Raw genomic sequence first — 12,434 nt, 5'->3', positions numbered from 1 at the left:
GCCGTTTCGGTTATCTGGCTCGCCGTGACCACCCGCGCACGATGGTCAGCAACGCGAGGAGTGCTCCGAACCAATGAGAAGGCGCGCCGCCGCCTCCGCTGGCACCGGAACTGTTTCCCCCTCCGGAGCCAGGCGTGGAGCCTGACGTCACAGTCAGCGTGGCGGCGTTGCTCGTGACGCTGCCGAGTGCATTGCTCACGACGACGGTGTAGGTGCCGGCGTTGGCAGAAGTAACACCCGCCAGCGTGAAGGAACTGCCAGTCGCGCCGTTGATCGCCGTGCCGTTGAATTGCCACTGATACGTGAGTGCCGGCGTGCCTGTTGCGACGACATTAAGTTGAACCGAAGCGCCCTGATTTACGGATAAACTCTGTGGATGAGTTTGGATAGAGGGCCCGATGTTCAGCGTGCCTTTGCGGATGGCGGAATTCATCTCCTCGGTGATGTAGAGGTTGTCGGCGTTATCGATCGCCAGTCCGAAGGCGCTGAAAAAGTGCGCATTGCCACCGGCACCGTCGGCGCTGCCGTAGATGTCGGGGTTTCCGCCGATGGTCGTCACGACACCAGTCGGCGTGATCTGCCGGATGGTTTTGTCGTCGGTGACGATGAGATTGCCTTTGCTGTCTATGACGACGCCGCACGGGCCACGAAAACGCGCCGCTGAGCCGACGCCATCGACGTGGTCGAATTTGTCGGGCGAGCCCGCGACGACCGTCAGCACGCCGGCGGGAGTGATTTTTAGCACGACGCGTGCGTCGCGGTCTGCGACGTAGATGTTTCCAGCTGCGTCCACCGCTAATCCGTTCGGTGCTTTCAACGGCGTCTCGGCGGAAGTGATGTTCAGCGTGGTCACGACGGCCTGCGGGGAAACCATCCGGATTTTTTTGTTGGCGGTGTCGGATACGTAGAGGGTGCCGTTTTTCGCGATCGTGATGCCCAGCGGGTAGGCGAAGGTTGCGTCGGAGCCGGTGCCGTCGGCACTGCCGAAAATCCGGCTTTTGCCGGCGAAAATCGTCTCGGTGCCTTGCGGAGTGATTTTGCGCACAATATTGGCTCCCGCGTCGCTGGTGTAAACATTTCCAGATGCATCGACCGTAACCCCGCTTGGTTCAAGAAAGCGTCCGTTACCCGGCGCGAGCGTTGTAACCTGACCGTTGGGAGAAATTTTCCGGATCCGATGGTTTTCCCGGTCGGCGATGATCAGATTACCGGACGCATCGAGGGCGATGCCGCACGGGGAATCGAACGACGCCTTTGTCCCGGCGTCATCAACCGCGCCAGTGTTTCCTGCCACGCCGGCGAAGGTGGAAACAGTCGAAGGCAAGCGCAGTTGCCGGATCGTATCATTGCTGGAATCGGGAATAAAAAGATCGCCGGAGGAACTCACGGTGAGCTGACCGGGTTCAAAGAACCGCGCGTCGGAGCCGGTGCCATCGGCAGAGCCCAGCGCGTTGGCCAACCCGGCGATCGTGGTGACGGTGCCGTCGAGCGTCACCTTGCGAATGACGTGACCGCGTTCGCTGATATAAAGGGTGTTGGATGAATCGATCGCGAGCGTCGGGCGATTGAAACGCGCCGCTGAACCTACGCCATCCACCGTGCCGAGTTCTGCCGCTCCCGCAATCGTAGTCACAACTCCGCCTGGAGTGACGCGCCGGATCGTGCTGACATCAGCGACAAACAGATTGCCTGACGCATCGACTGCGATGCTGACCGGTCCGGCGAAACGCGCGGTGCTGCCGGTGCCGTCGACGCTGCCGCGGATATTGGGCGTGCCCGCAAGGGTGGTAACGTTGCCGTCGGGAGTAATTTTCCGGATCGTCTGGTTTCCGGAATCGGCGACGTAGAGATTGCCGGAGTGATCGAGCGCCAAGCCGTAGGGTTGATAGAAGCGGGCGTCGGTTCCCAAGCCGTCGCGATTGATGCCAATGGGAATATTGCCGGAATAGAACGGGTCGTAACGGGCTCCGGCAAACGCGATGGAGCCTTGGGAAGTGATCTTATATATGACCGAGGTCCCCGAATCAGCGACGTAGAGCGTGCCTGAATCGTCGACGGCCAAGCCGCTCGGATTCAGGCCAGGGGTCAGGCCGATGGTTGTGACGGTGCCATTCGGCGCCACTTTGCGGATCGAACGGTTGCCGCCATCGATGACAAAGAGGTTTCCTTGACGGTCAAAGGCGACTGCGCGCGGGCTGTTAAAGCGCGCGATGTTCGGGGCTCCATCGGCATTCCCAGCACCGCCAAGTGGGCCGGCGATGTGAGTGAACACATACTCAGCGTGAGCGATTGCCGTTAAGATCGTAAGCCCGATCAGCAGGGTAAGTAAGCGGGAAGGTTTCATGGAAGTGCGGATACTTCCAATGACAACCTCCACGGACTACTCCGCTATCGGCGTGCGAATAACCTGTCTCGTTTGCTAGAACTGAACCGCACAAAACGGTCTGACTTCAAACGCCCGCGAGCGCGTTCTGGGTATTCAGATGTTCGACGCCGGTGTATTTTTGCGACTGTTCGTCGGCGTGGTAACTGGAGCGCACCATCGCGCCGCTTTCGACGACGCCGAGGCCGATGCTCAGGCCAAATTCTTTCCAGTGCTTGAACTCGTCGGGATGCACCCAGCGTTCGACTTTCAAATGTTGCGGCGTGGGCTGCAGGTATTGGCCGATGGTGAGGATGTCGGTCTTGTCGCTCGCGATGTCGCGGAGCGTTTTTTCCACTTCTTCGTGCGTCTCGCCGATGCCGAGCATGATGCCGGTCTTCGTGGTGAACCCGCGGCTCTTCGCGTGTTGGAGCACGGAGCGCGAACGATCGTAACGGGCTTGCACGCGCACGGGTTTTTGCAGGCGTTCGACGGTTTCGAGGTTGTGGTTAAAAATGTCGGGTTTAGCGTCGAGCACGGTGTCGAGGTCGTGGAGCCGGCCTTTCCAGTCCGGCGTGAGGACTTCGATCGCGCAGTCGGCGTTGCGGTAGCGCGTGGCGCGAATCGTCGCGGCCCAGACGCTGGCGCCGCCGTCTTTCAAATCGTCGCGGGCGACGGAGGTGATGACGCAGTGCTTTAAATTCATCTTCGCGACGGCGTCGGCGACGCGTGCAGGTTCGCCGAGATCGTATTCGGTCGGACGGCCGGTCTGGATCGCGCAAAAATTACAGGAGCGCGTGCAGATGTTGCCCAAAATCATGACCGTCGCGGTGCCGCGCGCCCAGCATTCGCCGATGTTGGGGCACTGCGCGCTTTGGCAGACGGTGTGGAGCTTGTTCTCTTCAACGAGGCGACGCGTGGCATTGTAGCCGGGGCCGGAGGGCAGCTTGGCGCGGAGCCAGTCGGGTTTGCGGAGGGCGGTCGTCATGAAGAGGCGTTAAGAAACCACAGATGGCCGAAGTTGCACACAGATTTTTTCACGGAAACAGCCCAGAAGCGCGACTTCACCTGGGTTAATTTGTGTTAATCTGCGGTTTAAATTAACCCCGGTTTACGCCATCGGAACCTGCTGGGAAGGAAACGGTTTCGCCGGTTGTAACTTCGACGCCTGCGGCGGTCACGGAGTTGGCCGCAGGTGCGCGAGACGTTCGCGCAGTTCACTCCAGCGAAGCCGACTGGCGGAAACGGGCTGCGCGACGCCGGCGAGGAAAAGTGACGTGTGCTCGTCGCTGTCGCGCTGGTAATTTGTCACGTGAGTGAGGTTCACGATTTGCGTGCGGTGCACGCGCATGAACGCGCTCGTCGGCAACGAGTCTTCCCACGCTTTTAAACTTTTGCGCAGGAAAATGCGCGTGCCGTCAGCGAACAGCACCTCCGAATAATTATCCTGCGCGGTAATGACGCTGATGTGCGCCACCGGCGCAAAACGGGCGCGCTGGCCGGAGCGCAGATAAACGGTGTCGTCGAGGCGCAACGCGTGGCGTTGGCGATGGCTGTTTGTAGCTTGTGCAGCCGGCGCGTCGTCGTCTTCGGGTTCAGGTTGGGCGAGTTTGCTCAAACTCAAGGCCAGCCGCGCGGGGTCGACTGGCTTTAAGAGGTAATCGAGTGCGTTGATTTCGAACGCGCGAAACGCGTAATGATCGTAAGCCGACGCAAAAATAATCCGCGCGCCGGGCCGCACGTCGGGGATGAGTTCAAACGATTCGCCACCGATAATTTGCACATCAAGAAACACGAGATCGTAGTCCGCTTGCTGGAGTAGGGCGCGCGCAGCGCGTAGCGTGCCGGATTCTCCCACGACGGTGATGAAGGGATGAGCGGCGAGTTTCGCGCGGAGTTCCACGCGATTCGGCACTTCGTCCTCAATGATGAGGGTGCGCAGAGTGGGGGGACGGGAAATCATGATGAAAAATCTTCAGGTGCAGCGTGACGCTGACCCAGCCAGGCGTGTGCGAAAAAATCAACTCGTGCGCGCGCGGATAGTAACGCGCGAGACGTTCGCGCAAATTCGCAAGGCCGATGCCAAACGAGGGAGTGCCGCGTCGCGCCGCGTCGGTTTCGATCCATTCACCGGAGTTGGCAACCACGAGCACCAGTTCTTCGGGTTCGCGGCGCACACTCAAGCGCACGATGATGCGATCCTGACTGGTTGCGCGCCCGTATTTAATCGCATTTTCCACGAGCGGCAGCAGCAGGAAATGGGGCAGCGGTTCCAACTCCAGCATCGGCGGGCAGTCGATGGTGACCTCCAGCAAATCGCCCCAGCGCGACTGTTCTATTTCGAGATAGGTGCGCAGTTGCCGCATCTCTTCACCGACGTTGCTGCGTTCGGTGTCTTCGCCACGATGGAGCGTGATGCGGCAAAAATCCGCGAGCCGCCGCACCATCGTGCGCGTCGCTGTGGCGTTCTCGGGCAGGGACGCACTGATCGACGTGAGCGTGTTGAACAGGAAATGCGGATTGAGTTGGTAGCGCAGCGTTTCGAGCCGGGCTTTTTCTTCGGCGAGGAGCGCCGCCGATTTTTGGTTCAATTCCAACTGGTGCAGTCGCTTCAACTCACGATTTTGCTGGAGCAATTCGGCGGTGTGTTCCGCCACGGTGGCCGTCAATCGCGCGGCGCGAGCTTGCAGCGCGCGCGTGCGCAGGTGGATCAGGCTCGCGATGGACAGAAGACCAAACACGAAATACGCGACGACCGCCCACGACGTGCGCCACCACAACGTGGGCAGCGTGAATCGAAGCTGGCTGACCGGTCCGCTGTTACCGCTGGCGTCGCGTGCCTGCACCCGAAAAGAGAAATTTCCCGAGGGAAGATTCGAGTAGTCGCGTTGGGTGTGTTCGCTCCAATCCGACCAGCCCGCGTCGACGCCCTGAAGTTGCGTGCGATAGGAAATTTTTGTGCGCCCAAGCGTGTCCGAATGAAAATAAGGCGCGGCGTAAGTGAAGCCGAGCGAAGTGTCTTCGAAAGACAGCTGGCGCGTCTCGTCGTTGCTGCCGCGCCACAGGCTCTTTCCGTTGCGACTCGCAATTTCGCGAATCACCACGCTGGGCGGTGACGTGTCGCGCGTTTTCCAACGGAGATCGAACGCGGCCAGCCCGAGGTGTCCGAGCCACAACGTGCCCGTCGCCGGATCGTCGATGAGCGCGGTCGGACGAAGCGATTCCAGGTCGGTGCCGGTCAACGGCTCGAAGCGCCAGGCGTTTGGCGTCGTGGCACGGGCGAGGGCTGGCGGATCGTTGTCCTGAGAATTGGCAAGCCACAGCGAACCATCGCTAAGTGGGAACGCCCGCGACCAACGCTTCGCATCGAACCCGCCCGCGATGCGATCTTCGGCGACAAAACGATTCACGATTGGATCGAACCGCCACAGTTGATCCTGGCTCGAAACTTCGATCTGCCCGTTCAGCAAAAATAGGCGCACGCGAAACGAAGCCGCTCCCGCGCCAGTCAGGCCGTGCTCCGCGCCAAGATTTTCGAGCGGCGTATCGAGCCGCATGCCTTTTCGCCAGTCGAGCCGCACGATTTCGAGCCGGTTGCGCGAACTCCAGATCCAACCTGCATCGTCTTCGACCAGCGGATAAAGCGGCGCCCGCACGCTGGCGACCAGGCCTTCGAAACGCCACGTGATTTCGCCCGCCTGTGAACGTTGGCGCCGGTAAACGCGCAACTGTCCGCCTGGGCCGGTGCTCGCGAGCAGGCAATTCGGATCGCGCCGCAGAAAAATCGCCGAGCGAAACCCGAGGCGTTGTTCCTCGATCAATTGCACACTGCCGTCTGGACGAATCAGGCGCAGATCATCGCCGGCGACGACCAAGCCGTCTTTGGTGCTGAGCAGCGCCCACGTGTCGATGCCGCCTTGCGGTAAAAGTTTAAATTGCCCGTCGTCGCTCCCGCGCACCATGACGCCGCGCGTGGTGCCGACATGGAGTTGACCGTGGTGAAACGCGAAACTCTCCACGCGCGCAAATCCTCCCGCGATATCATGCAGCGACGTGGGTGAATTGAACTGCGCGCGCGTGACTCCGCCGTAGTGCGAGATCCACACGCCGCTCCAAGTGTCGCCGGTGAGCGCGGCGATTTTTCCTGAGATGGGAAAGTTGCGGTCGTTCTCGGTGTAATGCGCGAGCACGCGGCCTTCGGTATCGACGATGAGGAGGCCGTGTGCGTCGGTGCCGAGTAACAACGTGCCGTCTTCGAGTGCGGCGCAACTGGTGATGCGGTCGCCTGCAAGCAGCGTGACAATATCTTTGGAAAGCAGCGGCGCCTCGTCGCGGTCCCAGCGATGCAAGCCATCGGAGCAAATTAAGAGCGCCTCGCCACCCGCGGTCGTGTGCGTGGCCACCACGGCGATTGATCGCAACTGCGGCAGCGTCGCCACGCGCGCCGGTGCGGAATTTGCTTCGACGCGCCAAAGTTCGGTTCCGACCGTAAAGAACACCGCCCCCGCGTGCGCGAAAAGCGAGGTGCAGCGACCGGTCAGCGGAATTTTTTCAACGGTGCCGTTCGGTTGTGCGCGCACGAGAAAATGTTCCGCGCCTTGCGGGGCGAACACCGCCGACTCGCCGGCGAGCGCGATCCGCAGCACATGGCCGACGCGCCGGTCGGCGGTCGCGAGTTGCGTCTGCAACGGCTGCGCTTGCAACGCACCTTGCCCGTTACGCACCAGATGCCCGAACGTTTCCGCGCCGCTGTAATAAACGTGGCCTTGCGGAGTGACGGCGACGTTGTGGACGATCAGGCCTTCCGTGCCCGCGACGCGCTGCCAAGTCGCGCCGTCGTATTCCGCCAGACCGTCAATCGAGGCGACGTAAACGAAGCCACGCGGATGAATCGCGACCGCCCGCGCCGGTGGATTGATCGGCATCTCACCCTGCGTAAAACTGCGGACGATGGGCGTGCCGGAAAAACGTGCCGGCAAAGCCGCGCTCCACACCTTGCCGGCGGCAAGGAATAGAAAAATGAAGATCGCAATCGCGCGGGGTGCAGACGCGTGAGGTGTAATACTTGGTCGTATAAATCGGACAGGTTAGCATCCGCAAGAATCATTGCGTATGAAGGCTTTAAGTTATAAAATTGCATCTACGTTTAGGGCCGTTCGTCACACGCGAACTCGCAGCGGACGCATAAACAGAAAGGCCACCAAATTGTCGCCGTCTGAGTCTAAGCGGAGGGGGCTTCCGCAATAAACTGCGCCCACAGTCCCCAAAATTCCTTGGCGAGCACGGCTTTAACTTCGGCAACCGGGAGCGCGTTGCCGCCGAGTTCGGCTTGCATGGAGGTGACGGTGCCGTCGGTGATCCCGCACGGCACGATGCCCTCGAAGTGAGTGAGGTCGGGATTCACATTGAGAGCGAAGCCATGATACGTCGTCCACTTTTTCACCGCGATGCCGATGGCGGCGATTTTGCGCGGGCCGAGCCAGATGCCGGTTTTGCCGTCGCGACGCGCGGCGGCGAGCCCGAAGGTGCCGACGGTGTTGATGAGGACTTGTTCAACAAAACGTAGGTAAGCGTGCAGATCTTTGCGCGCATCGAGGCTGACGATCGGGTAGCCGACGATTTGCCCGGGACCGTGATAGGTGATGTCGCCGCCGCGGTTGGACTGAACGAGTTCGATGCCGCGTTGCCCGAGTTCAGATTCTTGCCAGAGCAGATGTTGCGCCGCGTCTTTGCGCACGCCGAGCGTGAAGACCGGTTCGTGTTCCGTGAAGACCAGCGTGTCGCCGATGTCGCCGGCCTGGCGTTGCGCGAGGAGAATTTCCTGCTGCTTAAACGCCTCACTGTAGCGCGTGCGACCCCAGTCGATCGTCGATACGGGAAGCGTATTCATGGCGCTGGCAGGCGAGGTCATCGCCGCAACTTTTCCCAACTAATTCGCCGGTGCAACTGTTTCGTCGAGTCCGCCTTCGAGCACGAAAAATCCAACCAGCCCGCAGGCGACGGTGACGGCCATCAACCCGACGACGTGCCAGCGTAAGGTGGCTGAGCCGCACACGGCTGCAATCCCCGCTTTCGTGATGGAGTTCGCGATCGCCGCGAGCACCACCGCTTCGGCGGCGAGTCTGGCGGGGAAGGCTTCGCCGAATTGGCCGGCAGCGGTCAACGCGATCGCGTCGACACTGTGCAAGCCCGACGCGAAGGCTAGGGTGAGCACGCCGTCTTTTAAGTGATCCCAGTGCTCGGCCGCTTTCACCAAAAATGTCACGACCGCATAGGCGGCCGCGAATTGCAGTGCGGCTTTTAAGTTGAGCGGATTCGTGATGATCGGCTGCGGCGCGTCACGTTTGGTTTGGCTTTGCGTCCACCACGCCCACGCGATGTAGAGTATGCCCGGCGCCATCATCAGCCCGCACGGAATCAACAATTCCAGCGCAAGTTGCCGGTTTAGAAACGCGACGAGAATCACGAGACGCGGAATCATCACGGTGCAGGCGATGGCCACCGCCATCGCGTAATTGGCGGATTGTTTCTCGTCATCGCGGCTGCGCCGACTGAAGGCGAGGGTGGTCGCTGTGCTCGACGCGATGCCGCCGAGCAGACTCGTGAGAAAAATTCCCGAGCGCGCGTTTAACAACCGCATGGAGACATATCCGGCAAAGCCTACGCCCGAGATCAACACGACCATCATCCAAGTGGAGAACGGATTAAAGCCATTGAATGGCCCAAATTCCTTATTTGGCACCAAGGGCAGAATCACGCCGGTGATGGCGACGAATTGCAGGGTCGCGCGCATGTCGATTTCCGTGAACGCGCGCGTCCACGCGTGAATCGGATGTTTCAAACCGAGCAGCACCACCGTGATCGCGCTGATGAGCACGGCTTCTTCACGTCGTTGCCACGTCACGAGCGCGCCGACGCAGATCGTGAGTAGTGTCGCCGCAAAGGTCGTGCTGCCGACAGGTGCGGCGGTGCCCGTGGCCCGTAATCCCGAGACTACAAAATGGGCGCCGACTGCGGCCACGACGACGGGGAGAACCGCGGGCGAATATTCTTCGGATAAAAATGCCGCCACGCAGCCGAGCACGCTCCAAAACGTAAACGTGCGCACACCGCTGAATTCACCGGTTTTGGTTTTGTCCGCCTGCTCGCTCCATTGACGGATCAAGCCGATCACGGCGCCGAGACCGGCGCTGGCAATTATGGCGAGCATCAAGGGGTGTAACTGCATGCGAGGCGAAAGGTATACAGACACGAAAATGCGCCGATGTTCGCGACAAAAATCCTCACTTGGAAAATGGGTTTGGTTCTCCACTCCGCACCGCTTGCAGATAAATTTTCATTGTCATTCATATTGCCGCGCGCCGCGCGAATCGCGGAACGTGCAGCATGCTTTCGCCTTTACCCTTGAGCGATGTCGTGCCGGCGGGCGATTTGCGCCGGCGGCAGGCGTTGAACTACCAACGAATCCACGACGAACCGTTTCGTTTCGACGCGATGATTGTGTCGTCGACGATGCGCGAGGCGCCGGGCGATTGGATCGGCCGCGAGATTCTCGGGCTCGCGGTCTTGAGCCAGACGCTGGCGACCGAGCCGCGTTATCTGGAAGACATTATCGCAAAACTTCCCGGCGCGATGAACAGCCGCGGCTATCTCGGCGCGGAACTGCCACCGCGCACCGTGGACGAAAACCAAGTCAGCGGCCACAACAGCATGCTGCGCGGACTCTGCGAATATTACCTCTGGAAAAAAGATCCGCGCGCGCTCGCGTTGATGCAGCCGATCGTCGCGAACTTGATGCTGCCGCTGGAGCCGTTGTTCGCGGAATACCCCAGCGACCGCGTCGAAAAGGCTGCGGACGGTGTGCCGACTTCGCTGACGGTCGAGCATCATGGCACGTGGTCAAAACTCGCGACCGATGTGGGCGCGGTGTTTTTCACACTCGATGGACTCACGCAGGCTTACACGATTTTGCCGTCGCCCGAATTTCGGAAGCTGATCGAGACAATGATCGCGCGGTTTCGTCAGCTCGACCTCGTCAAAATCGGCGCGCAAACGCACGTCACTCTCAGCACGCTGCGCGGGATTTTTCGCTGGTGGGAAGAAGTCGATCCGCGGCCCGAGTTGCTCGAGTTAATCAAGGACCGTTTCGCGCTCTACCGTGAACACGCCGAGACCGAGCACTTCGCGAATGTGTGCTGGTTCGGCAAACCGGAATGGACGGAAATCTGCGGCGTGGTGGATGCCTATTTGCTCACGATGCAACTGTGGCGCGCGACCGGCGAACGCGATTACCTGACCACAGCTCACCGGATTTATTTCAACGCGATGCTTTATGGCCAGCGCCCGAACGGCGGTTTCGGCTGCGACATCTGCACGGGCGCACGCGGGCAATTGCACGTCGCGCCATTCCCGAAAATTTTCGAAGCGGCGATTTGTTGCACGATGCGCGGCTCCGAAGGTTTGGCGCGCGCGGCGCAAGCGAACTTCATGCTCGATGTGAAAGCGGGCCAAGTGTGGTCGCTGTTTTATTTCGAGGGCGATTACACGCTGCGATTCGCCGATGGCGAAATCGTGCTCCGCTGCCTGAGCGAATACCCAAATAACGGCGTGGTGAAGTGGACGGTGCTGAAATCCACGGTGTCTTCGGAGAAGGAGTGGAATTTCTTCGTGCCGCCCAATGTTGAGGTAGCCGCGATGAAGCTCACGCACTCAAAATTCCCTTCGCTCGAAATGAGCGGCCCGACGCGCGGGTTTGTAATGGCGAAATTCGCTTTGGCGCCAAACGACGTGGTGACGCTGGAATTTCCAGTCGGCTTCGGGGTGGCGCAGCCAAGCATGAACGAAGTTCCCGCCGGGTATCACCGGTTTTTCCATGGCGCATTGCTGTTGGGCGCGGAGCAACCGGACACCCTGAGCCTGCGCGCGAACGATGAGTTCCTGGCGCTCGGGCGCGGGCGCTACGAATGCAAACGCACCGGCACGCAACTCGCGCCGATCAACGATCTGACTTATCGCTCCGAAGCGGAAGCGCGCGCGGATCGCCGGCAGGTGTTGTTTCCGGAATCGGATTAACGTCGGCTGCTTTCGCGGACGATGAGTTCACCGCGCAACAATACAGGTGCGCGGGGCGCGTCGCCGGTGACGATGGCCATGGCGGTGGCCGCGAGGTCGCGTGCGGGTTGGCGGATTGTCGTCAGCGCGGGACGCATCAGCACGGCCATCGGCACGTCGTCGTAGCTTGCAACGGCGATTGTCTCGGGCACGGCGATGGCGTGTTGCGCGAGGGTGTGCAGCAGGCCGAGTGCGATGGAGTCGCCGGTGGCGATGGCGGCGGTGGCGCGCGTGGCGGCGTCATTTGCGAGGAGAAATTGCGCTCCGTCCGTGCCGGCTTCGGTGCCTTCGCGCGGGCTGAGAAATTCACTCACGTGCGTTTCGGTTGCCGCGAGTTCGTGGAGTGTGGCTCGCAATAAACTTACGCGGGCGTGACTGGCGGCGGTGAAATCGCCGATCAACGCGAAGTGGCGGTGGCCGGCGTCGTGGAAATGCTGGACGAGCGCGGCAGCGGCCGCAGTTTCGTCGATGCCGCACGTGATGACGCGCGGGTCGGCGCTGGCGAGGCCGATTTGCACGACGGTTTTTCCCGGGGTGAACAGGTCGTCGCTCCACGCGCTAAAATCCGTCGAACCCACCACGATGAGCGCGTCGGGACGGTAACGTTGCATCAGCCGCACCTCCTCGGTGCGCTGGCGTTCGTCGCCTTCAAGGCCGATGACGAGCAGCGTGTGGCCGGACGCGAGCGCGCGGCGATTTAACTCCTGCAGAATCGCAGCGAGAAACGGATCGTCGAAGGAGCGCACGACCACGCCCACCAGTTTGCTGGCGCCGCCGAGCAGCATGGTCGCGGCGGGATGGGGGCGGTAGCCGAGTTGCGCCGCGATGGCGGTGATGCGCGCGGCGGTTTCGGTGGCGATGCCGAATTGCGCCGCGCGGCCGTTGAGCACGCGCGAGACGACCGACTGGCTTACATTCGCGAGGTGCGCGATTTCGTTCTGGCTGGCCATGACGGTCGCGA

General features: G+C 61.0%; 8 protein-coding genes. 1 reads left to right on the top strand and 7 read right to left on the bottom strand.

The window, feature by feature from the left end; all coding sequences use genetic code 11:
* Positions 1 to 10: 10 nt before the first annotated feature.
* From ACRRQW_RS00275 to ACRRQW_RS00250, 6 genes are all read right to left on the bottom strand, one after another.
* Complete coding sequence (locus ACRRQW_RS00275) at positions 11 to 2,344, bottom strand: immunoglobulin domain-containing protein (RefSeq protein ID WP_438479087.1); 2,334 nt, start codon at positions 2,342 to 2,344, stop codon at positions 11 to 13.
* Between the two features lie 106 nt (positions 2,345 to 2,450).
* Entirely contained in the window at positions 2,451 to 3,350 is a 900-nt protein-coding gene (gene lipA, locus ACRRQW_RS00270) for a lipoyl synthase (RefSeq protein WP_438479085.1), read from the bottom strand.
* A gap of 189 nt (positions 3,351 to 3,539) precedes the next feature.
* Positions 3,540 to 4,325, bottom strand: coding sequence for a LytR/AlgR family response regulator transcription factor (locus ACRRQW_RS00265; protein WP_438479083.1), 786 nt, complete (start codon positions 4,323 to 4,325; stop codon positions 3,540 to 3,542).
* Positions 4,285 to 7,287 (bottom strand): histidine kinase, encoded by a 3,003-nt coding sequence (locus tag ACRRQW_RS00260; protein ID WP_438479081.1) that lies wholly within the window; start codon positions 7,285 to 7,287, stop codon positions 4,285 to 4,287. The genes ACRRQW_RS00265 and ACRRQW_RS00260 overlap by 41 nt, the downstream gene beginning before the upstream one ends.
* Before the next feature lie 296 nt (positions 7,288 to 7,583).
* Complete coding sequence (gene lipB, locus ACRRQW_RS00255; protein ID WP_438479079.1) at positions 7,584 to 8,252, bottom strand: lipoyl(octanoyl) transferase LipB; 669 nt, start codon at positions 8,250 to 8,252, stop codon at positions 7,584 to 7,586.
* Positions 8,253 to 8,291: 39 nt separating this feature from the next.
* Positions 8,292 to 9,590, bottom strand: coding sequence for an MgtC/SapB family protein (locus ACRRQW_RS00250; RefSeq protein ID WP_438479077.1), 1,299 nt, complete (start codon positions 9,588 to 9,590; stop codon positions 8,292 to 8,294).
* Between the two features lie 158 nt (positions 9,591 to 9,748).
* Between ACRRQW_RS00250 and ACRRQW_RS00245 the strand changes: the two genes are divergently transcribed.
* Entirely contained in the window at positions 9,749 to 11,434 is a 1,686-nt protein-coding gene (locus tag ACRRQW_RS00245) for a hypothetical protein (RefSeq protein ID WP_438479075.1), read from the top strand.
* Here the strand turns inward: ACRRQW_RS00245 and ACRRQW_RS00240 are convergent.
* Positions 11,431 to 12,423 (bottom strand): LacI family DNA-binding transcriptional regulator, encoded by a 993-nt coding sequence (locus ACRRQW_RS00240; protein WP_438479073.1) that lies wholly within the window; start codon positions 12,421 to 12,423, stop codon positions 11,431 to 11,433. The two genes, ACRRQW_RS00245 and ACRRQW_RS00240, sit on opposite strands and share 4 nt — an antisense overlap.
* Between the last annotated feature and the right edge of the window lie 11 nt (positions 12,424 to 12,434).

Origin of the sequence: Oleiharenicola lentus (genome assembly GCF_051660365.1) — a bacterium.
GTDB classification, from domain to species: Bacteria; Verrucomicrobiota; Verrucomicrobiia; order Opitutales; family Opitutaceae; genus Lacunisphaera; species Lacunisphaera lenta_A.
Note: the sequence above shows the minus strand (reverse complement) of the source record. Positions and strands in the feature narration are given on the sequence as shown.

What these genes read in the sequence shown, in the direction of transcription:
- ACRRQW_RS00275 (WP_438479087.1), bottom strand. Translation starts at nt 2,344, where the DNA reads ATGAAACCTTCCCGCTTACTTACCCTGCTGATCGGGCTTACGATCTTA.
- lipA (WP_438479085.1), bottom strand. Translation starts at nt 3,350, where the DNA reads ATGACGACCGCCCTCCGCAAACCCGACTGGCTCCGCGCCAAGCTGCCC.
- ACRRQW_RS00265 (WP_438479083.1), bottom strand. Translation starts at nt 4,325, where the DNA reads ATGATTTCCCGTCCCCCCACTCTGCGCACCCTCATCATTGAGGACGAA.
- ACRRQW_RS00260 (WP_438479081.1), bottom strand. Translation starts at nt 7,287, where the DNA reads ATGCCGATCAATCCACCGGCGCGGGCGGTCGCGATTCATCCGCGTGGC.
- lipB (WP_438479079.1), bottom strand. Translation starts at nt 8,252, where the DNA reads ATGAATACGCTTCCCGTATCGACGATCGACTGGGGTCGCACGCGCTAC.
- ACRRQW_RS00250 (WP_438479077.1), bottom strand. Translation starts at nt 9,590, where the DNA reads ATGCAGTTACACCCCTTGATGCTCGCCATAATTGCCAGCGCCGGTCTC.
- ACRRQW_RS00245 (WP_438479075.1), top strand. Translation starts at nt 9,749, where the DNA reads ATGCTTTCGCCTTTACCCTTGAGCGATGTCGTGCCGGCGGGCGATTTG.
- ACRRQW_RS00240 (WP_438479073.1), bottom strand. Translation starts at nt 12,423, where the DNA reads ATGGCCAGCCAGAACGAAATCGCGCACCTCGCGAATGTAAGCCAGTCG.